Consider the following 22,458-nt stretch of genomic DNA (forward strand, 5'->3'; position numbering starts at 1 on the left):
AGCGCGCAATGAACTGTGTTAACTCAGACCAATGATGTTTCCATCATCATCCAAATCGAGGTTCATAAATGCTGGCTTTTCCGGTAAGCCCGGCATTGTCATGACATTGCCACAAAGGGCGTAAATGAACCCAGCTCCGGCACAAAGTTTCAGTTCTCGGACAGGAACATCAAAATGCGTAGGCGCGCCTTTAACAGAGCTGTCTGTGGAGATTGAAAGAGGCGTTTTAGCCAGACAGACGGCAAGATGATCGAAACCCTGCTGTTTGAATTCCGCTAGCTGCTGCTTAGCTTTCCCACTCAATGTGATACTCGCTGCACCATAACCCGACTCAGCGACAGCCATCAGCTTCTCTTCTGTTGTCTGTTCAAAGCGGTAGAGAGGGCTAAACTGAGAACCTTGCTGACATTGCTTAACCACTTTTTGTGCGAGTTCAACGGCACCTTCGCCACCTTGTGCGAAACCTTCGCTGATGGCAACTTCAACGTTGTTGGGTAGATTTCGGATCATCTCAGCCAGTTGCTGGAGCTCTTGTTCACTATCTTGTGGGAATCGGTTGATGGCAACCACAGCTGGGATACCGTATTTATTCACATTGTTAATGTGCCATCTAAGGTTTTCGAACCCGGCAACTAAGGCGGAGTCATCTTGCTCAAACAATGATTCAGGCAGAGCCTGGCCCGGTTTAAAGTTGTAAAGCCCTGAGTTGGCTTTTAAACCTCGTAATGTCGCCACAACCACGGCGCAGTCAGGCGCTTTGCCGGACACTTGCGCTTTGATATTACAGGCTTTTTCAAATCCCATGTCTGAACCGAATCCGCCTTCTGTGACGGTGTAGTCGCACAGTTTAGTCGCGATGTTATCCGCAATGATGGAAGAATTTCCGTGCGCGATGTTCGCAAAAGGGCCGGCGTGAACCAGAGTAGGAACACCTTCAAGTGTTTGCATCAGTGTCGGCTCAATAGCGTCTTTCATGCATACCGCCATGGCTCCGGCGACTTCGAGGTCTTCTGTTGTGACAGGTTTGCCTTCAATATTGTAAGCCAACACAATGCGTCCTATTCGTTGACGCAAATCTTTTAAATCACTTGATAAGGCCAGTACCGCCATAAGTTCAGACGCCGCGGATATATCAAAGCCATCTTCTCGCTCAATACCGTTGATCTGTTTCCCGTCTTCATTTCGTCCGATGGTAACCATACGCAGGGCACGATCATTGTGGTCCATCACACGTTTCCAGACTACGCGTTCTGGGTCGATGTGTAGCGCTTTTAAACCGGAGCGTTGTTCAAAGTCTTGGTAGCCGTTCCGCTGTTCGTGATAGATTCTCGCGTCGATAGCGGCAGCAGCAAGGTTATGAGCCGCGGTTACGGCGTGAATATCACCGGTTAGATGCAAATTAAGCTCTTCCATTGGCGCAACTTGAGAATAACCACCTCCAGCAGCTCCGCCTTTAACACCGAAAACGGGCCCCATGGAAGGCTGGCGAATACAGGCCATAACCGATTGATTGATTTTGGCTAAGCCTTGCGCCAATCCAATTGTTGTCACGGTTTTGCCTTCGCCCAGAGGCGTTGGAGTGATTGCTGTAACTAGGACCAGTTTTCCGGTTTTATTGTCGTCGAGCCTGTTTAATGCGTTGAGTGATACTTTGGCTTTGTGTTTTCTCTGACTCAGGTATTCCGTTGGGAGTAACCCCGCGTTTTCGGCGATCCGGTCAATAGGGTGCAAAGTTTGAGAACGGCAGATTTCAATGTCCGATAGCATAAAACCCTCCATTGATAAGATTTTGAAGAGAGGTAAACGCCTTTAAGCGCTAGATGTGCAGGTAAACACCAGGTGTTGGCTGCTAAATAGTGGAAAGGATTATACGTGTTACTGTGGTTGGAACGCAAAAGAAAGCCCCGCAAAGCGGGGCGTTCATCGTTAATACCAATCGTCTTCGGGGATTATTTTGCCCTCTGGTGCGTAGGGATCATCATCGAAAGGGTGCTCGGCCTTACCGCGCAGGCTTTCGAGTTGATGCTCAAGCATTTGGACAGTGTCGTAATCACCCTCTGAGCAAGCAACGTAGATTTGTTGCTCGATAGCGCGAATACTATCTCTAATACTCATGCCCACCTCCCGCGTTAGCAAACGCTCGGTTGAACAGTTCTACCTATTCTCAAAACGATTATAGTCAAGCAGACCGAATTCGACAGGCTGATTTTCCTTGTGCCAAGCGTGTACTCTGTCACTGAAAGGCCAGAATTTCTCTGAGCTTCGGCGGATTGCGAATCGATCCAATAACTTAACGTAATCCTCCTCTGAACGGATATTTTTCATCATGTCGACGAGTTGAGAAATATCATTTTCATGCAGGGACAAATACGCCGCGGGGTAACTTCCGATCACTCCGCGAACTAACGTTAAATCGTCGTTTTTGTAGTCGCGATTGCCTTCTTCATCAAACAGGCTCGATATATTCGTGTGAGCATTGTTGTGCAGTAAGGTGAACAGCTGCTCTTGGCCTGATTCCGACTCAATCAATAGCATGACAATCTGAGGAATGTATAACAGACCTTTTCCTTTAATATCATCCAGTGTTCTTAAGCGCGTCTCGTTGGAAGTACTAAACCCAGTTTGTTCTATAGCATAACGGTTGCTTAGAACGGGACTAAGCTGGGTTTTCAAAATGTCATAAAGCTCTTGCTTAGGGTTGTCTGTCTGATAAGGAACCTGAGTAGGTTGATCGAACGGCTTAATATTACGTTGTAAAAAGTCGCTAAGCTGAGGGCTTTGATTTTGGTACCAGCTGGATTGCTCTACGTGTCGGATATCTCTTGGCAGAAGGGCGACGAAATTACTCTCTCCTTCAAGCCTTAAAAAGTCCATAAACATTCTCGTCATCAGTTGATGACCAAAGTTTCCGTAGACATCAAAACCAGCGACGAGTAGGTAGTGGATACGCTCAATCAGAGCATAATCGAGAACCCAAGCTGTCTTCGGTGGTTTGCCCACTAAACCTTGGACAACGGAAGCGCTATCAAAGTGGCGAAATACGGTCAAAGCTGCATTTGAATTGGCGCCATTACCCGTCCAGATCACATCCGTAGTTAAGTGTTTTCCATCTTTGAACCAGTTGTTGATGAAGTCGGACTTCGCTGTCAGGTATCGCGCTTGCTGACGGGAGTAAGATACCCAGTTTGCGACAGGCAAAGTGTTGCTTTCCAACTCGCCGGGGAGCTTTAAGTTGTCAGCTTGTGAGTGATAAAACTCGTTAACTTCTGGAATGTCCGATTTATCGGGATCAAGGAAGAAGACCCAAAAGCGATCATTGATGACATTCAATGCTAATTGTCCACGACATACCGGGCCTTTGATAAAGGCGTTGATGGTGTTTTGTGCGTTGTCCAACATGAATTTGAAGCGTGATTTGACTGGCAACTCAATGAACGCCGTCATTGGGTTGGCGGCGACTTCAGGCTCGTACCCGGGTAATTGGGCGACGTCATAACCGGTGTCGATAAACCACGCTTTCCAGTTGTTTATGCGCTGTGAGTTCAGAGCGAACGGCATGTGGGTTTTGTCGACGATAGTTGCTTGCTCGGGAACAAGGCGATAATAAACACGATTTACGTCTGGGTCATCATAGGGTCTGCGAGTTGCAATGCGTTGAACAGGTTGGCCCGGTGGTGTAGCAGAACGAACTAAGGTGAAGAATCGTGGCGTGGTTTCGTTTAGCTCCGAGAAATACAGGTGCGACAAGAATAAGTGTTCGTAGATGTAGCGAGCGGTAAGCTGTGCTTTGCGAGAACCTTTGTTGAGAAATTGCTCGTACTCTTCTACCAGCGCTTGCTGTTCAAGTGTCAGTGGAATCGGCGCATTCATAATGGCGCCATCTTGTAGCCAACTCATTAGAGTCGAATATTCGTTAGATGAGAGATTTGGCATCCCATAAGGCATGCCCCAAGTGGGGTAATCTTGGGCGTAGCTGTCGTACTCTTCAATGGTCGGGCACACCTGCGAACGATCGATAGAGAAATCGAACCCCTCTAGCTGAGTCTGATTCGGTAATGGGTGTGATTCTTTTTGCATCAGCATTTTTGCGACAAGGCCAGCTTCAATGTTCGCCGTGGGTGTTTGGTCACGCTCATTCAGTACTGGATGGAAGCCCATTGAACGCCATTGCTCTGTGGTCTGGGCATCTTCAAATAATCGGCTAGGGGTTGCTGCGGTTAACCGTGTGCCTTGGTAAACCAGCTCTTTACTCGCACCTCGGTCAATCCCGGCAACGGAAGACATTTTTAGTTGGCAAGGCGCGTCGTAGCAGGCGTGGCAGACGACGCAGCGATTATCAATGATGGGTTTTACTTCATTGAGAAAGAAGTCACTGGGCTCGGTGGTAAGAGATGCTTGTCGGTCTCTGACCTGAGCGTCACCAAATAACTGCTCATAATTAAGGCCAGCGAAGGTTGTACACCCTGCAAAGATAGTGACTAAAGAGAGAATGAAAAAGGTACGTAAATTCATTTGGATAATAACTGTATTGCCAAGGTTTGATAATTGCAGCAGAAGGATACTGAATTGGCAAATAAAACACCATTCAAAATATGAGAAATAGCTGAAAAGTGGAGAAAACACGGCTACTTAACTATGCTCCAGATAAACCGATTGCATAAAAAGTGGCGACTTTGGATATTATAGTTACGGATAACGACACCATCGCTATTACGTGGATCTTGCTTTGTACTGCATTAGTTCTGCTCATGCAACCAGGCTTCACTTGTTTTGAAAGTGGGCTGGTCAGGAACAAGAATAATATTAATGTTGCGCTTAAGAACGTGGCTGATTTTTGTGTCAGTGGCGTCTGCTTTTGGTTGGTCGGTTTTGCGTTTATGTATGGCGATAGCTGGAAGGGGTTAATTGGTTTAGATCTATTTGTTATTGGCCACCAGCATCCGCCAATAGTATTAGCTTTCTTTCTGTTTCAGATGATGTTTTGCGGGACAGCCGCGACCATAATGTCAGGCGCAGTCGCAGAGCGTATGCGTTTCTCAGGCTATCTAATTTGCTCCTTCATTACCGCGACACTGCTTTTTCCAATCATTGGTCACTGGGTTTGGAACGGAACGCATCTATCAGTTGGCGACACGGGCTGGTTAGCCAAGATGGGGTTCATTGATTTCGCTGGAGCAACGGTCGTGCATTCCGTTGGTGGCTGGGTCGCTCTAATTGCCATTATGATTGTCGGCCCACGGCTAGGGCGATTTTCTGATGAAGGCAAGACTCGGGAAATGTACAGCCAAAACTTACCGCTTTCGGCGTTAGGGACGTTTCTGTTGTTTATTGGGTGGTTTGGCTTCAATGGCGGCAGCATTATTGACCCATCCTCCGACTTGGCCAAAATCTTTTCTAATACGGCATTGTCGGCCTGTGCTGGTGGATTCAGCGCATTAATGCTGTCGTGGAATATCCACTCTATGCGTGGCATTCGCTACCTTCTCAATGGGTTGCTTTCCGGATTGGTAGCTATTTCCGCCAGTGCTAATGTCGTGGATCTAGGTGGCGCTGTGATCATTGGCGCCATTAGTGGCTGTATCAGTGTCGTTTTGGTGTCGGTGCTAGAAAAATCCAAGCTTGATGATGTGGTATCCGCGGTTCCGGTTCATCTAGGCGGGGGGATTTGGGGAACATTGGCGGTCGCTTTGTTAGCCCCAACGGAATTCTTGGCCTCTGGTAGTCGTCTGGAGCAGTTTTACATTCAAATGAGTGGAGTTGTTGCCACAGCAGCTTGGGTGGTTGGTCTAGGTTACCCTTTACTGACGATTATTAATCATTTCTATCCGCTACGGGTCTCAGCGCAAACGGAAACCATCGGTCTTAACTTCGGTGAGCATGGTATGAAAGACGAGTTGGTTGATTTGATGGACCAATTCGATCGGATCGTCAAAGCACGAGATATGGAATCCCACCTTAAAGTCGACCACGGCTCCGATTATTCCAATCTGTCAATGACATACAACTATCTGTTGGACAGTACCAATCGTCATTTCAGAGAGAAGGAAAAGGAGCTATTGAGGATGGCAAGTTTGGATCCACTTACCGGCATCCCTAATCGCAGAGTGTATGAACAGGCGATGGAAAATACGATCAGGAAAAGCCTTGAAGATAATGAAGACTTCGCTTTGCTGATTTTAGATCTCGATTACTTCAAACAATACAATGACCACTATGGTCATCAGTTAGGGGATTATTGTCTGCAAAATGTGTGTCAGGCATTGAGCAGTATTACACGCCGTCAGCAGGATATATTTGCTCGAATAGGTGGTGAGGAATTTGCGTTCATATTACGCAATACCAATCCGCGTGATGCACGTCGAGTCGCGGAGTCGTTACGCAAAGAAGTCGAGAAGTTAGAGATACCCCATGTCCATTCAGAGTGTGATTTTGTGACGGTCAGTATTGGAGGGGCGGTGTGGGATATGCGAATTAACTTGCCACATACGGCGTTGTTTGATGAAGCGGATAAGGCCTTATTCAAAGCCAAAGAGCAGGGGAGGAATCAAGTGGTGTTCTTTTCTGATCATTCAGACTGGTAAGGGGCAAATAAGAGGCGCATCACAGCACCTCTTATCATTTCTAATGAAAGAAGCAAAGCTACTTAACCGCTTGACTCATATCATCAATCATCATTTGAGTTGCTTGAATGCCACTGGCAGAAATATACCAAGCCTGAGGGTTCAAAAAATGAATCCGGTTGTTTTTCGCCGCCTGAGTTTGCGACATTAAAGGATTATCGAGTTTCTTAAACGCTTCACCAGAATCCCTTCCGATGGCTTGATCTCTGTCCAGTATCAGCAAGTGCTCTGGGTCTGACTGGGCAATATACTCATAACTGATTAGGTCGCCATGAACCTTATTCGCATTATTTGAATCAGCAGGTTCGAAGCCAAACAGAGTAAATATGGCTCCGTAGCGAGAATCTTGTCCAAACGTCGTGAGCTTGCCGCCGTTTGTCATCACCACTAGGGCTTTTGGCTTAGTGATTTTCGTCTGTTGCCTTATCTGATCGATTTGTACCTGAGCCTGATTGATCTTGCGTTCAATATGCTCCTCACGTTCAAAGACTTTTCCCATCATTCTCCAAGCAGCCTGAGTGGTTTGCCAATAACGTCGGGCATCTGCCATAAAAACGATGGTAGGGGCAATTTTGCTCAGTTCAGGGTAGGACTCAGAGCTGCGATTACTGGCTATGATTAAGTCCGGTTTGAGAGCAAATATCGTTTCAAAATCAGGCTCGAAGAGTGAACCTGCCGCAACATAGCTATCATCCTGATATTTGATCAGATAGTGTGGCATCGGTGATTTTACGACGGCCACAGGCTCAATGCCTAAATTGTCGAGTACGTCTAGCGTATCCATCCCAAGAACAATAACTCGTGCAGGTTTGGATTCTAGCGTGGTCTCACCCAGCGGATGCGTCACTGTTATCATCCCGGCATGAACCAAGCTCGCTGCTAACATAAGGCAGAGCGCAAGCCATGATTTAATCAGCATTGTCTTTCCTTAGTTAAAATGCGTAGCTAACGTTCATTCGAATATCGCGCCCCGGGCTAGCATAGCCTTGAGCGACGCTACTGCCGATGTAAGCCATGTATGAACCATGGTCAAAATAGTATTTATCGAACACGTTTTTCACAGAAAGCGTGAGCGTCAGATCTTGCTCCGCCAGTGGTAACCATTGAGCATAAACATCATGGACACCATACCCCGGCTTTTCTGGGTAGGCGCTTGAATCTGCTACGTCCGTCAAACGTTCCACAAAGCGCGCATTCCAGCCAAACTCAAGCTCGTCATTGGCTACATAGTTAACATCTAAGACCCAAGTGTCGCCAATTGACGTTCCTAGCGTAGAGTCACCATCACTGAGTGGTACGCCATTAAGCTCAGGATTAGACTGGTTGTAGCTCAATCGGGCGGATACTTGCTCCAATGTATAGCCAACGTAGGCGCTAAAACCTGTTGTTGTTAAATCTCCGACATTGGTGTAGACGTTATTGCTGGTTGTAACCACATCTTCGATTTTGCTATCGAAGAAGGTGAAGCCCGCAGTGAGGTTGTTTTTGCGATAGCTGGCACCGATTTCCTTGTTTTTTGCACGTTCTGGACCACGATCCGCGGCATTGTTGCGATAGTCGATGACAAACAGTTCCTTGATCTGCTGGCCGCGAAACGCTTCAGCATAGCCCGCAAACAGTTCAAGACCATCAAGCAATTGGTAAGTTAATGAAATGTTGGGGCTGAAACCGCTGGAGTCGAATTCCTGATTAATATTGTCGGTTAGTTCATACCAGTCGTAACGGGCACCAGCAGAAAGTAAAATCGCATCATTAATGTTCCAGTCATCCTGCACGAACAGCCCGTAAACTGTGCCTTTCTCTTCGTGGTTTTGCTGGCCTGAATAGTTAGTTTCGAACTCAGATTTGTCGCGTTTGTAATCTGCACCCGTAATCAGAGTATGCTGAGCTAGGCGAGCAGTGTTGAACACTTTTCCGCCTATGGTGTTGATAGTGCCATCGCTGGTGTTCCATTGCGGGTGATCTTTCTGAGCAATGCGATTAGCAGTGCTGTAAAGGGTGGTATCTATGTTGAGCAGGTCGCTGTATCGGAAATTGTGATTAGCAGTAAAGGTGTGACGATCCGCTTCTTGCTCCAGTGGAACATTCTTCACACTTGGTTGAAAGTGAGGTCGATTCAGTCGAGTATCATCATCGTTACGATAGTCGTAGCTCAGAGACAGATAGTGCTGCTCGTTAAGTTGGCCTGAAAGTTTAAGAAGCGCAACCTGTTGCTCAATGGCCGTGTACTCTTGCTCGGTACCGCGACCATCTTCAATGTTGTCTCCGTCAACGTAGCCAAATGAAGCCAGCAATCCTAGTTGTTCGGTGACTTCACCATACAAGCTGGTTGAAACCTTATAGCCGTTGTTGTTGGTGTAGTAGCCCGCTTTTGCCTGTGCACCAAATTGGTCTCCATGTTGCAAAAGGTCATGCGCGTCTTTGGTTTTAAACTGTATCGCACCGCCTAAAGCGCCCGGACCGTTAGTGGCTCGCCCCGCACCTGCTGAAACATCAACTTGCTTAAGAAGCTCCGGTTCAACGGAAAGTCTGCCTTGATGGTGGAAAAGATTGCCCGACTGCTCAGCTCCGTCGATAGAAATGTTCAGCATAGTATCTTCTAATCCACGGACATAGATCTTTTGAGTGATGCCTGCCGAGCCACCTACAGTGACTTCGGCATCTTTACGAAATACATCATTGAGATCTTGAGCCTGCTGTTTGGATAAGTCTTCAGCGGTGATGATGGTATCAACCCCTTGAAGTGGGCTACCAATGACTTCAACGATTTCTGCGGTTTCTTGATTAGCGAAAACCAACCCTGAAGCTAGGGCGAGGGCAATTGGGCTTAACTTGAATACGGTATGCATTTGACCGTAACCTCCACTGTTAATGAGAATTATTATCGAGTGGATTTTGTCGTCTCGTATAGGGTGAGTAAATGACTTTTACAACTGTTACATCTTGAGTTGATATATAGAGAAAACAAAAGGCAACGGAATGTACGTCGCCTCCTGTTTGAGATATTTAAGTAGGCAGGTTGATCACCATATCAAGCCCTCTTTCTCTGCGATTCTTTGCACTTATTGAACCGTTTACGGCTTGTATGTGTCTTTTGGCCAACGCAAGACCAACGCCAAACCCTTTACGTGAACCAACCTGATTATCAGCTTTAAAGAAGGGCTGGAATATTCGTTTAGTTAAAGAAGCATCTATACCCGGCCCAGAATCGGATATGGTCAGCGTGACATTGTCTTCATCAAATGAGGCTTTAATAGTGAGGGTTTCTCCCTGCGGCGTATATCTCAGCCCGTTTCGGACGATGTTCTCTATTGCTTGAGATAGGGCCCTTTGATTAGAGTGGGAGAGCGGAAGCTGCGAAGGGAGATCTATGGCAATCTGACGATCGGGATACTCAAATTGTGCGTCTTCAACGATGGCTTCTACTAGCTCAGTCAGATCAAAGGCTTCGTCTCTTAAATCTGGCCGTTCGTTCTCTAGCCATGCGAGTGTCAGCGTATCTTCTGCCATGACTCGGATAGCCTGAACTTCAGATCGAATTCGACTGACCATTTTTTCAGTATCTATCTGCTTTTCGACGCAATCCGTCGCCATTTCGACTCTAGCAAGCGGTGTTCGAATTTCATGAGACATATCTGCGATCAGATTGCGATTATGGTTAATCACACTGGCTGTGCGCTCGGCCATCATGTCAAACGTTCGAGCAATCTGGCTTAACTCGTCATTACCCAGTGTCATGTGATGTGAGACTCGAGCGCTATAGTTACCTTGGCTAAATTCTTTGGCTGCACGGTGAAAGTGCTGCAATGGTGTCATGACGTAGCGATAAAGGTAGATAGTTAACGCCAAAAGGGCTAAGAACGGAATGACGACTCGGAACGTCCAGAATGCGTGCGACATGTAGGTTCCGGGTCGCATACGAGCAGGCAATTTAACCAAGAAGTGATAATCAGAAGGAGTAAGAGCGACTTCCATTATCGGGTTCTCAGGGAAATAAAGGTGAATCTTCCACTCGACGTTTCTACCTATGCCATAACCATCCCAAAATCGTTTATTGAGAGGGTTACCGCTGACAACGGAGACATTGGAACGCACCACCGTTGCCCACGTTTCCTCTCGCAACGCTAGCTGATTTACCCAATGATTCATTTCATCGTATTTCCCTTGCTCGAGCAACGACTGAACATGCTCACCCCAGCCGAGAATTTCTTGCTGATGGTTTTTATCGATGTAACTCATCTTTTCATTGGAGAGTAGAGCGGCGCTATGGAGTAGGGAGAAAAAGATCACTCCTCCCAATGAGAGTACGACAAACAGTCGCCAGAAAAGTAACTTTTTCATCGTAGTAAATAACCTTTGCCGTGAACGGTCTGAATGCGTTCAGAGCTCATACCCAAAGCGACTAAGCTTTTTCTCACTCGACTTAAATGCATGTCTAAGCTTCTGTCGTATGAGCTAAAGTCGCGTTCTAGTACAACCTGATACAAAAACGGTTTGCTTTGCACTGCGCCGTGGTTGGCTACAAGTGTCCAGAGCAATTTAAACTGAATTGGTGTGAGGGTGATGGGAGCGGACTCGTTGACGGTTACAGCCAGTTCGTTCTTATCAAGCTTGAGTTCTTTATAATCTTGATAACGGTTAGAGCTCGATGCTTGATTGTGACCAGTTCGGCGCAAAATCGCTTCAATACGTAAACTCACCTCAGTAAAGTTACATGGTTTGCTGATGTAGTCATCCGCGCCATAACGCAGCCCACGTATGCGGTGTTCTTCTGCGCCGTATGCGGTCAGCATGATGACCGGTGTATTTGAATGAGAGCGGATAAAGTTTAACAAACCAAAGCCGTCGACCTCTGGCAGGTTAATGTCAAGAATGATTAGGTCAAAGTTGGATTGCTTTAGGCAATTCAATGCTTCGGCGCCACAATCCAGATTGGTAACTTGGTATCGACTGTCTTGAAGAAGAGAGGTGAGTTGCTGATTCAGATGTTTATCGTCTTCAACCAGTAGTATTGATGGCTCATTGCCTGACAGTATTTGGCCATAAGATTTATGATCGTTAAATGATAACCTTCCTCCACCTTCAAACATGGAACACACCTCTTTTATTGATAATAATTGTTATTATCAATAAAAGAGGTTGAACTTTCAATGCCAATAAATGGATGAGTTTATTGGTTTGGGTGTTATCAATCATAATTATTTATGAGTTGGTTACATAGCAAACCGAAAACGGCACTTTCAGTTTGATGAACTCATAGAACCAGCGCCACTGGTTATCCTGCAAACGGTCTCTGGGGCCTTTAACTTCAACCCATTCGAAGCGGTCGTCTTTAAAGAGAATCAGATCAGGCATACCACTTCGGAATAATTTCAGGTCTTGTAACATGACCTTAAACAACTGGCAAAGCAACTCGGGGGAGATGCTGTGTAGCGCACGGTCCAACAGTTCTGGAGTGAAAGCATTCCAGACAACAAATGGGTTATTGAGTCCTACTTTGTCGAGATAAGTTTGCTTCAGATGCTGGCTATCGTTTTCTTCTAGTCGAGTGAAAACATCATCTATCATTGACTGACGTTTAGAAGCAAAGTCGTGATGATAAAGGTCCAAAGGTCGATATTGATAGCGGTTGATAAAAGCGCCTTCTACAGGGCTGAAAATGACGTCCCAAAATGCTAAGCCAAACAATCCATTCAGCAGGGTATTTTCTGAGTAATAGACGTCATAACCTTGTTGTTCAAAATAATCTTTGACCACCAATTCGACGCGTTGCTGTGACAAATCAAGAGTAAGGTGGTGTTCCTCTATATTAGGCTTCTTTACCCTAGGAACTTTCAAACCTTTGAGGCGCTGCAAGCGTTGTTGCAGCTTCACGCCTACTTCTTGTTCCGACGTATCGTAAGGGGAATTTAATATTGAAGTGACAATGTCACTCATGACATTTATATCGCCTTGTTTGTCATACATGCGAGCTCGGCGCTCTCGTGAAGGTGGTAATACTGTTTGTTCGAACCAGAAAGTCGAGAGCTCGAACTCTTGCAACCGTTCTAAGTCACGCGCCATGTCATTGATTAGGTGTTGGCGTTTACGCTCTATATAGTCGTGGTCAATGGGGTGAGTAAGCTGCTCAAGGTGGAGTAGTATAGTATCTACGCATTGTCGATCGGCGTCATGATAACTTTGCTGTAATAACGATAAAGAAAGCAGCTGATCTAGCTCATCACGTGAAGAAAAGAAACGGCACTTTTGGCTAAGTTGATAGTTCTCAAATTGATGCAAGCCAAGATCGTCTAATACAAACTGGCTTAAATCCTGATGAGTATTAGCAAAGAAGAGTGTGAGCAAAACATCGATCACTTGTGGTGATTCAAGTTTAACGATGGTGAAGGGCAAAGCGTCGTATCGTAAGAACGGGGCGTCTTCTAGCTGATCAACAATCGTGTCCTTTTTTGCCTGTCTATTGGTAACTCTAAAGAGATTAACCATTTCCGGTTTTGTCAGAAGCTTGGCGGCTAAATCTGGGTTGGAGATTTCGGGGTTGAGTGAGATGAAGCTCAGCGCATTGAGTTCATCTAATGCAGCATCTTTTTCAGGGATCTCTTCATACTTCAGCTTATCGCTTCGAAACCATTCCCCTTTGCGAGAAAGCAATCTCACTAACAAGCACTTTGCCGGATTAGGTAACTGAGAGAAGTGTTGCAGCCACTGGTGCTCCAATTCAGACAACAGATCCGGATACATTTCTTGAGCGTGACGTGTCAGTTTCAAGAAGTTGCTCAGGTAGTAATCTGAGGGTAAGACGACAGGTTCAGACATGGTAAGTAGATACAAAAAAGGCTTAACCACAAGGTTAAGCCTTTCGAAGAGGTTTTCAAAGCATTAAGCGTTTTTAAGCTGAGCGACTTTTGCTTCGCTAATTGGTTTGGTAATGAAGGCAAGAACGATACACACCGCCATCATTACTGCTGAAATAGTGTAAGCAAGACTGTAGCCTTCACCGTTCGTCATTGAGAATCCAACAACCGCTGCACCAATTGCACCACCAATACCCCATGACGTATAGAGAACGCCGTAGTTAGTGCCGTAGTTCTTCAAGCCGTAGAACTCTGCTGTTAGAGTCGGGAATACAGCAAGCAAAGTACCGTAACCAATCGCTGCGATAGCCGTACCGATTATCAGTGTAAATTCGGTTTTAAATGTAGCAAACAGAACCATGTTGATGCCTTGCAGAACAAAGGCTAATAGTAGTGTACGTACGCCGCCAATCTTATCCGCCAGCATACCTGCCGCCACACGGCCACCAGAGTTGAATATCGCTAGGATAGACGCTAGGTAAACCGCATTAGGTAGGTTAGCCTGAACGCTAGCAATGGTAGTGATGTTACCAATGATCATAAGACCAACCGACGCTGCAAAGGCGTACATGATCCACAGTGAATAGAACTGAGGTGTTTTAAGCATTGATTTCCACGTCAGATCTTCTGTTTTCTTAGCGGCTTTCGGTGCTTGACCTGCTTTTACTGTCGGTTCAGCAGGAGTGTAACCCGCTGGTGGGTTGTTAATAGTTGCAGCAAGAGGCACGGCAATAGCCAATACACCGGCACCAAGAAGCATAAAGCTGGTTTGGATACCCATGCTGTCAATCAGAGCGGAAGTCACAGGTGCAAGGTAAATAGCGGCTAAGCCAAAACCAGCTGCGATAAGACCGTTGACCATGCCTTTCTTAGAGGAATGGAACCACTTCATTGCAGAAGGAGAAAGACAAGCGTAACCAAAACCGATGCCGGCACCTGTAATGACACCGAACGTAATGTTCAGCATTAGCGGTGTGGTTGCGAAGCCAGACGCAATCATGCCTAAGCCAGTCAGCGTTGTACCTAGGATCAGAATTTTACGTGGGCCCATACGATCCTGAAGGATACCAGCAACAAGAAGGCAAACAGAGAAAGTGATTGTTGCGATTGCGTATGGTGAAGAGGCTTCAGCTGCACTCCAGCCAGATTCAGTAACAAGTGCTTTGTTAAATACGCTCCAAGCATACAGGATGCCAAGACAAAGGTTGATACAGAATCCCGCCAGCAGGATACGTGTAGCTTTATCAATCTTGCTCATTTTTCTTCTCAATTTTACCTCTGATTAAAGAGGTCAGGTTAACAGTCTATTTCTTCAAATTAAGTTTGCGTTTATCAACACAAAGCGTAATGGGCGCGAATTATAACCAATCTATATGTGATTGGAATCTCTTTTTAGGGGTATTTTAAAATTAATTGTGTTTGTTAATTTGATGTTTTTATTGTTGTTTTTATGTGTCTTGTTTTGGGGTGTAAGAAAATAAGCAAAGTCTGATATTGACACGCTGCAAAGCTGGAAGTTGCTGATGTGGTAAACCGAGGATTCTGCTCATTTTACTGATTTGTTAGGTTTTGCTTAAAAAATGACTTAGTCAGTATTTCGTCAATTCAAAATTTTGACTCTAGGCAAGGATATAGAGCGCGAGTAGCATGCGCGTCGTCCTAATTTAAGTGGTGGAAAAAATGAGAAAAAATACATTAAAACTCGCTGTAATTGCTGGCCTTGGCCTGACCTCTTTAACTGGTTGCATGGGGCAGATGGCGACCACAGGAATGGTGACCAAATTCAACCTGGAAACAGTCGATAACCGCTACGCGCGCGAAGGAATGTTTGTCTTATTATCTCCTGTCTACGGTATTGCCGGTATTGCGGACTTGTTTATCTTCAATGCAGTCGAGTTCTGGACGGGGACAAACCCAATTACAGGTAAGTCTCCAGCTGTTGTCGATACGCCAACAAAGAACTACATCAAGGTCAACGACAAGCTAGACAGCTCTCTAAAAGATGTACCATTGAGCAGCAACACTAAGATTGAAAGTGCAACCATGGAACAGATCGACGAAGCGACTCTGCAAATGGAGATCACTTATCTCGATGGCACTACGCAGATCTTAAGTGGTAAGAAAGAGCAAAACGATGTGGCTTTCTACTTGGATGACCAATACATCACCACGGTATCAAATCAAGAGCTGACGGATTACATTGCATCTGCAAATATCTAAGTAACTTGGTTAAATTGAGTTGTGCCCCCAACTTGTTTGGGGGCTGATTAATTGAGCTATCAATCAAAAGTTTATAAAAGTGGTTAACTTATATTTAACAATAAAAAGCAAAACGCTATAGTTAGGAGGTTATTTAAACAGGAGTTATTAGGATGAAACTCACGATATCAGGGAAGTTACAGCTGAGTTTTCTGTCGCTTGCAGTACTTTTTATCGTTGCCGCTCTATTTATATTCCGCAGTGTCAACACTGTAGAAGAGCATACAAAATCTCTATTAGAGTCCGATCTGCCTACCGTAGATACGGGTCGTTCATTACAACAGTCGCTCCAGGCGACCGTTTCTACCCTCAGAGCTTATATGCTTTTAGGTGGTGATGAAGCTATTGGTGCCGCGCAATTGGAACAGCTGAATAGCGTCATCACTTCGACCGATGAAGCGTTACCTAAATTAGAAAGCCTATTGGATGAATCTTCTTACCAACAAGTCTTAGGCCAATGGGAATCCGTCAAAGGGTTGGTTAACGAGATCTCTGAAACCAGTCACTCAGATGAGAATCTTCCTGCCCACTCGTTGTTTATCAATGAAGCTGCCCCAATTGCAGAGGTAGCGTTGGATCAGCTTCAGGGGCTCATTAATGATGAAGCGGGCAATAAAGAAGGGGGTGAGAGAAAGCGCTTATTCCGCCTATATGCAGACAGTTACACCTCTCTTGCCAATGCACTCTCTTCAATGCGTGACTTTCTTCTGTATGGCAAAGAGGAGCACCTCAGCAAGTATCAGGACTTTCTAAAATCTCACGGTAAGTACGTTGCTGAGATCGATTCCAAAGTCAGCCTGATGAGCGATAGCGATCAAGGCTTATGGGATCTGTTTAAAGAAATGCAGCAGCTTTATTTCCCACTTGCCGATCAGGTCGTTGCACTAAGGACCGCGAGTAGTTGGAATCTGGTAAACGAGAAAATGGCTAAGGAGCTGGTACCTGCGGTCGATACGCTCAATACCAGTTTGGAAAACCTGATCCGTAAACAGCAGCAGCAAGCAGACATCAGTGGTCAGGGAATCTTTAGCTCGCTGAGCGGTGTGGTATCTTTACTTGTTGTTTCTTCGATTATTTTCCTATTGGCGTCTTTCACCATTTCAACCTATATGGGTAGAAACATTGGCCGACGTATCAAAGTGGTGTCAAAACGTGCCCAATTAATTGCCGCAGGCGATGTGTCTCAGCCAGCACTTAGCGTAGAAGGTAGCGACGAGCTAGCCAGCTTGACCAACTCAATCAACAAGATGAATGTCGCACTGCTGGATATTGTGCGTGGCGTCAGCTCGAAAGCACGTACTGTTGGAGACAGCATGACATCACTTCTCGATGCAAATAACAACACATCGAATAAAGTCGATAGTCAAATGTCGACGATGACGCTTGTTGGTCAGCAGCTTTCTGAGGTTAGCCTGTCTGCCGATGAAACCGCTAACCAAGCCAAGTTGTCTGCCAGCAATCTTGCTGAATCGAAGAGCCAAATCGAAATCGGCTCTCAAGCTCTTGAGCAGAACATGCAGACTGTCACCTCTCTACATAACACGATTGAAAGTGCGAGCCAGCAGGTTACTGAATTGAGTAAGGAGAGTGAAGCGATTGGCCGCGTTACGGAAGTGATTGAAGGTTTAGCTGAACAAACCAACCTGCTTGCACTTAATGCAGCGATTGAAGCCGCAAGAGCAGGAGAATATGGTCGTGGTTTTGCTGTTGTTGCTGATGAAGTACGTCTTCTCGCGACAAGAACCACTGAGTCCACTACAGAGATCAACAACATTGTTCATGCGATACAATCTTCAACGGCAGCTGTCGTATCTGAAATCGACAAGAGCAAAGTGTTAGCGGAAGAAGGGGCGACCCATACTAAGCAGGCACATGGAACACTCAGTGCCACAACAGATCAAATTGAGAGCCTAGACTCTCAAATGAAAGATCTACTCCACTCAGCAGAGAGCCAATCTCTGGCAACTCAGGAAATACACAGTTTAATGTCCGATGTCACTAGCCGAGTAGAAGAGGTTGCCGATATATCCAGTTCGTCATCGCAGATCTCTGAGCAGGTTCGTCTTCAGGTTGAAGAATTGAACGAAGAGATGAGGCACTTCAGAACAGAATAGGCATCTATAAAACTGACCCTAATGACAAAAGACTAAATATATGCGATCTGCTTCAAATATAATTTTATAAAATAAGCAGATGTGAGACAGGTATTCTATACATAATCTCAATGCAATAAAGTGTATAGCAATAGAGCTCAAGCAACTTCCGTTGTTTGAGCTCGTTTTATTCTTTGAGGTTAGTTGTGTTACGTGTGTTTGCAACAATGTGTATGTTGCTCTTCTTGACGAGTGTTGCCAGTGCTTCCGATAAACAGACCCTGATTGTCACTAACTCTAAAGCGTGGAAACCTTTCTCTTACATCAATGAAGAGGGAGAGCCTGCGGGAATTCTGGTGGACTATTGGAATGAATATGGCCTCAAAAACAACCAGAACATCGAATTCCTGTTGCTTGACTGGAACGACTCTTTAGAGGCTGTTCGTTCAGGAAAAGCGGATGTGCATTCCGGCTTGCTTTGGTCTGAAACGCGTGAAGCTTTCCTAGACTATAACGCGCCTATTATGTCTATTGATACACAGCTTTACATCAGCAGCCGGCTGATGGGCTCTGATGTGGGTCTATTTCTACGTGGGGAACATGACCACCTTGTTGGTGTTGTGAAAGGCGCTTACGAAGAAGAATTTACTCGCCTCCATTTCCCCAACCTAAACATCGTTTCTTTTCGTAATAATGAACATATGATTGACGCGGCTTTTGCAGGCGAAATTGACGCGTTTGTAGCAGATTTGCAAGTCGCAAACTTTTACCTTCATACCACTAAGGGACTGAATAAGTTTATTGGAGTAAGGCATCTCTACTCAGGAAACTTGCGGCCTGCGGTTTCTGAAGGCAGTTTTGCGCTTCAAAATCATTTGTCTCAAGGTCTTAAACTGATCAGCAATGAAGACAAACAAAGAATTCTCAGTCGTTGGATGTACATCAACACTGTTTACCCCGACTACCTGTTGCCACTGGCCATATTGATGATGCTACTGGCTGGCGTTGCTTATATCTTTATCCTACGTTTCTCTGTTAACGCGAAAACTCGGGAGTTGGCGAACGCGAACAAGGAGCTGAGAGTCCTCTCTGAGACAGACCCATTAACGGGGCTAAGCAATCGTCGTCACTTTGTCGAAGAGTTCCAGCAAAGGCTCGTAGCACCAGAATCGATTGCCGTTATGATTTTTGATATAGACGACTTCAAGGTGATTAACGACAACTTTGGCCACGAAGTTGGGGATACGGTTATTCGTCAGGTGGCGGAGGCAGTAAGAACCGTGATTAAGAAAGATCATTTGTTTGGGCGTATTGGCGGTGAAGAGTTTGCGCTCGTTGTTAGTGGGCATTCGTTGGGACAGGTGACAACGATAGCTCATAAGGTTTGCCACTCAGTCAGGAGCGTTGTCATTGAAGACAAGGCAATCACAGTCAGCTTGGGCTGCGCTTATTATCCCTTAACGTCATTCAACATTACTTTATCGGATGCTGATCACTTAATGTATCAAGCGAAATCTCTCGGCAAGGATAGGGCAGTCATTCAACAAATTGCACCTGATGAACGCAGAGAACAAAAAGCAGCCAACTATGAATAAACTTGAACATGACGTCATCGCAGAAATCTGAAAAACTCTCCATTTCAAACTAATGCGGCGTATTCTGCCGCCAATATGATTTATCCCGTAGAAAATTCGGTCTACGCTCAGGAGGGATTCAAACCATTACGAGGTTGCGATAGAAGAATCGAACTCATTACTTTCGATCGTTTTTAGTCTATTACTTATATTGGGTAATTTATAAATAAGCGATGTACGCAATGAGAAGCCAATGGATTGCACTCAGAAGGACGCCAATCGTAAAGTGGCGTCTGTTTACTTTTGTGCTGCTGCTTACGACATTTTTTTTAAGCCCCCCACTCATTGCTGATACAGAGAAAGAACCCCTGAGGGTGGCTAATTCTAAAGCGTGGAAACCCTTTTCATACATTAACAGCGACGGTCAGCCTGATGGTATTTTGATCGATCTATGGCATGAATACGGCAAGAGAAATCACGTGGAGATTGAATTTGTTCTGCTGGATTGGAATGACTCCTTAGAAGCGGTAAAAAACAACCAAGCTGACGTGCATGCTGGCCTGCTATGGTCTGAACCGCGTGAGGAGTTTCTGGATTTTGGTGACGCTCTTATTAATATCGAAACTCAGCTCTATTATAGTCAGGCATTGGTTGGCTCTGGTATCGATGAGCTCCTTGAAGGGAAAGTTGAGCGGTACGTTGGTGTGGTTAAAGGTGGTTATGAAGAATACTACGCTCGCAAGGAGTTTCCGAAAGCGAATCTGAAAGTGTACTCTAACAATCAGCTACTCATTAATGCCGCGTTTAAGGGAGAAATATCCGCCTTTGTTGCTGACCTGCAAGTCGCCAACTTTTACCTCTATTCTTCAGACGATCCAATGAGTTTTGTACCCGTGAAGTACTTATACTCGGGCGATTTATATCCAGCAGTGGCAGAAGGCAACCTGAGTATGCTCGATAACGTGAACCTTGGGTTCAAAAAAGTGGGCACAGCGACGCGTGAAACGATTTTACATAAATGGATGCACATCGAAACGGTATACCCTCAGTACTTTTTTCCTACCATGGTTGGCGTCAGTGGGCTGGTTGCGCTTATGTACATCATCATGCTGAAACGGACCGTTAAAGCCAGAACCAGAGAGTTAGAGCTGGCGAATGAGCGGCTCACTGTGCTGTCTACAACGGATGAGCTAACCGGCATCAAAAACCGTCGCTGTTTTATGGAGTCCATTAACCAGTTAGACACGGAGAGTGAATCGCTGACGGTAATGGTGTTTGACATCGATAACTTTAAATCTGTGAACGATAACTGGGGCCATGCAATAGGGGACGAAGTCATTAGAGAGGTTGCGCAGTGCATCGAACCTATACTAACGCCGTCGATGTTGTTTGGAAGAATCGGTGGTGAAGAGTTCGCCCTCGTCGTTAGAGAGCTTAGTAAAGAAGCCGCACTAGAGTTGGCACAAAATGTTTGTATCAAAGTGTCAGCGACCAGAATACAGGTTGAGTGCGTTGCTCACGTCTCGGTGAGTGTTGGATGTGCATTTTATCCGAATGGAAGTGAAAAGGTCGATTTGGTCGCAGCAGACAAGTTAATGTACAAAGCCAAGCAACAAGGTAAAAATAGAGCAGTGATTGATCTTATTGAGTAGTGATTGGGCGTAATTTCAACGAATTGTCCAATCATTGCCCATTTAAACCAAAACCACGTAGAAAATACTTTTCTTTTCAGTCAGATGTGGCATATTAACTACGTCTTCGACATCAAGCGTACTTCGTATAATGGCTATTACCTCAGCCTTCCAAGCTGATGATGCGGGTTCGATTCCCGCAGTACGCTCCAAATCTCTTTCCCCAAGAAATCTCTCAGTATCCAAACTAAAACCCTATTTCAATCAGATATCATAAAAGCTAACGCACGTAATTTTTCTTACGCACGTTAACCGAGTTGTCGTTAGTTTATCTGCTGGCTTAGCTGTGAGTAGGCTTTTTGAGCATCTTGAGATTGAGATGTCACGGGCTGCACCGCTACTTTTTCGGCAAATGCACGTTTTTTCTCAAAGTCGATTGGCCGACCGTTTTTCCACAGTTCGAAATGAAGGTGTGGGCCTGTTGTTCGCCCTGTATTGCCACTTGCACCGACTGTCTCGCCTTGTAAGACAATGTCTCCTTTTCTCACATAACGTTTAGAAAGGTGAAGGTAGCGTGTTTTCAATCCGCCTGGGTGTTGAATAACAAGGTAGTTTCCTGCTATCGGGTGGTATCGAGAGGCAATAACTTCACCTGAAGAAATACTAACGACAGGCGTTCCAACCGGCACGGCGTAATCTGTTCCAAGGTGAGGGGCCATTGTACGAGTCACTGGGTGTAATCGAGAGTGACTAAACTGTGAGCTGATTCTGAAGCGACGCGAAACGGGAGAAAGGAGCAGCTTATCTTTGTAGAAGCGCTCTCCGTCAGTACTGAACAATGTACCCGCCTTTGTACTATAGACATAATACGTATGTAACTTATCGCGATATAAGAAAGCAACGAGCTGATCTTTCTCGTTGAGTTTGAATGCAAATTGCCCTGAACCAGATACTGAGTTGATGAAATCAAACTTACCTGCAGAAAGGGACGCAAGGTCTTGAATCGTATCTGGGGCAATGCCTAAACTCAGTGCCGTGCCATAGAATGAATACCCAACGTCGCTGCTAATAAATTTGTCTTTTGTTATTGGTGTTTTTGGTGCAATTTCTCTTTTGTTTTCGGTGTTATTAACTTTGTTGATGTTTGTTTCGTTTGAATATCTAGTAGATGTGTCGTTAAAGGGTGATATTTCAACTAGTGCACACAGGCTCAATGGAATAAGGGCTAGATACCAAAAAGACAAATAGTCTCGATAACTTTTTTGGGGAATAGACGTTGAATGCATTTTATTAGTTATTTGAGATTTTGGTTCAATGATAGAGTTTTACCAGACAAAATCTAGATAAATTTTTTTTGATGAATAGTATTTATAATAAAAATCAACAGGACTAAATTACCTATTCTAATGTTCATTTAAAGATAAAGA

15 protein-coding genes and 1 tRNA gene are annotated in these 22,458 nt (G+C 45.3%); 6 read left to right on the forward strand and 10 right to left on the reverse strand.

The features are described from left to right. Positions 1-18: 18 nt before the first annotated feature. From F0265_RS04785 to F0265_RS04795, 3 genes are all read right to left on the reverse strand, one after another. Positions 19-1,767 carry a formate--tetrahydrofolate ligase gene (locus F0265_RS04785; RefSeq protein WP_171748011.1) on the reverse strand — a complete coding sequence of 583 codons (1,749 nt, stop codon included), beginning with the start codon at positions 1,765-1,767 and terminating at the stop codon, positions 19-21. A 159-nt stretch (positions 1,768-1,926) separates the two neighbouring features. Next, positions 1,927-2,115 (reverse strand): hypothetical protein, encoded by a 189-nt coding sequence (locus F0265_RS04790; RefSeq protein ID WP_171748012.1) that lies wholly within the window; start codon positions 2,113-2,115, stop codon positions 1,927-1,929. A gap of 39 nt (positions 2,116-2,154) precedes the next feature. Then, on the reverse strand, positions 2,155-4,512 hold the full coding sequence (locus tag F0265_RS04795; protein WP_171748013.1) for a fatty acid cis/trans isomerase: 2,358 nt from the start codon (positions 4,510-4,512) through the stop codon (positions 2,155-2,157). 152 nt (positions 4,513-4,664) lie between these two features. On the opposite strand from F0265_RS04795, the gene amt reads away from it, so the two are divergent. After that, positions 4,665-6,581 carry an ammonium transporter gene (amt, locus tag F0265_RS04800; RefSeq protein WP_345775858.1) on the forward strand — a complete coding sequence of 639 codons (1,917 nt, stop codon included), beginning with the start codon at positions 4,665-4,667 and terminating at the stop codon, positions 6,579-6,581. Between the two features lie 58 nt (positions 6,582-6,639). On the opposite strand, the gene F0265_RS04805 is transcribed toward amt, so the two are convergent. The 6 genes from F0265_RS04805 to F0265_RS04830 form a co-directional block, all read right to left on the reverse strand. Then, positions 6,640-7,539 (reverse strand): siderophore ABC transporter substrate-binding protein, encoded by a 900-nt coding sequence (locus F0265_RS04805; RefSeq protein ID WP_171748015.1) that lies wholly within the window; start codon positions 7,537-7,539, stop codon positions 6,640-6,642. Positions 7,540-7,552: 13 nt separating this feature from the next. After that, the gene (locus F0265_RS04810) at positions 7,553-9,469 is read right to left on the reverse strand and encodes a TonB-dependent receptor (RefSeq protein WP_171748016.1); all 1,917 of its coding nucleotides are present in this window, start codon (positions 9,467-9,469) and stop codon (positions 7,553-7,555) included. A gap of 157 nt (positions 9,470-9,626) precedes the next feature. Then, entirely contained in the window at positions 9,627-10,961 is a 1,335-nt protein-coding gene (locus F0265_RS04815) for a sensor histidine kinase (protein ID WP_171748017.1), read from the reverse strand. After that, positions 10,958-11,710: a response regulator transcription factor gene (locus F0265_RS04820; RefSeq protein ID WP_171748018.1), complete on the reverse strand. Its 753-nt coding sequence runs from the start codon at positions 11,708-11,710 to the stop codon at positions 10,958-10,960. The genes F0265_RS04815 and F0265_RS04820 overlap by 4 nt, the downstream gene beginning before the upstream one ends. A gap of 112 nt (positions 11,711-11,822) precedes the next feature. Then, a complete protein-coding gene (locus F0265_RS04825; protein WP_171748187.1) occupies positions 11,823-13,436 on the reverse strand; it encodes a VRR-NUC domain-containing protein in 1,614 nt (537 codons plus the stop codon). A 63-nt stretch (positions 13,437-13,499) separates the two neighbouring features. Further along, on the reverse strand, positions 13,500-14,732 hold the full coding sequence (locus F0265_RS04830; RefSeq protein ID WP_171748019.1) for an OFA family MFS transporter: 1,233 nt from the start codon (positions 14,730-14,732) through the stop codon (positions 13,500-13,502). 422 nt (positions 14,733-15,154) lie between these two features. Here F0265_RS04830 and F0265_RS04835 point away from each other — a divergent pair, with 422 nt between their 5' ends. The 5 genes from F0265_RS04835 to F0265_RS04855 all read left to right on the forward strand — a co-directional run bounded on the left by F0265_RS04835 (position 15,155) and on the right by F0265_RS04855 (position 21,243). Continuing rightward, positions 15,155-15,694, forward strand: a complete 540-nt coding sequence (locus tag F0265_RS04835) for a DUF3332 domain-containing protein (RefSeq protein WP_171748020.1) — start codon at positions 15,155-15,157, stop codon at positions 15,692-15,694. Between the two features lie 152 nt (positions 15,695-15,846). Further along, positions 15,847-17,847: a methyl-accepting chemotaxis protein gene (locus tag F0265_RS04840; RefSeq protein WP_171748021.1), complete on the forward strand. Its 2,001-nt coding sequence runs from the start codon at positions 15,847-15,849 to the stop codon at positions 17,845-17,847. Positions 17,848-18,059: 212 nt separating this feature from the next. Then, positions 18,060-19,421, forward strand: a complete 1,362-nt coding sequence (locus F0265_RS04845; protein ID WP_171748022.1) for a sensor domain-containing diguanylate cyclase — start codon at positions 18,060-18,062, stop codon at positions 19,419-19,421. 353 nt (positions 19,422-19,774) lie between these two features. Continuing rightward, a complete protein-coding gene (locus F0265_RS04850) occupies positions 19,775-21,052 on the forward strand; it encodes a sensor domain-containing diguanylate cyclase (RefSeq protein WP_345775859.1) in 1,278 nt (425 codons plus the stop codon). Positions 21,053-21,168: 116 nt separating this feature from the next. Continuing rightward, positions 21,169-21,243, forward strand: a tRNA-Gly gene (locus F0265_RS04855). 111 nt (positions 21,244-21,354) lie between these two features. Here the strand turns inward: F0265_RS04855 and F0265_RS04860 are convergent. Then, positions 21,355-22,275, reverse strand: coding sequence for a peptidoglycan DD-metalloendopeptidase family protein (locus tag F0265_RS04860; protein ID WP_253809331.1), 921 nt, complete (start codon positions 22,273-22,275; stop codon positions 21,355-21,357). Positions 22,276-22,458 lie beyond the last annotated feature (183 nt).

The organism is Vibrio sp. RE88 (assembly GCF_013113835.1).
In the GTDB taxonomy this organism is placed as follows: domain Bacteria; phylum Pseudomonadota; class Gammaproteobacteria; order Enterobacterales; family Vibrionaceae; genus Vibrio.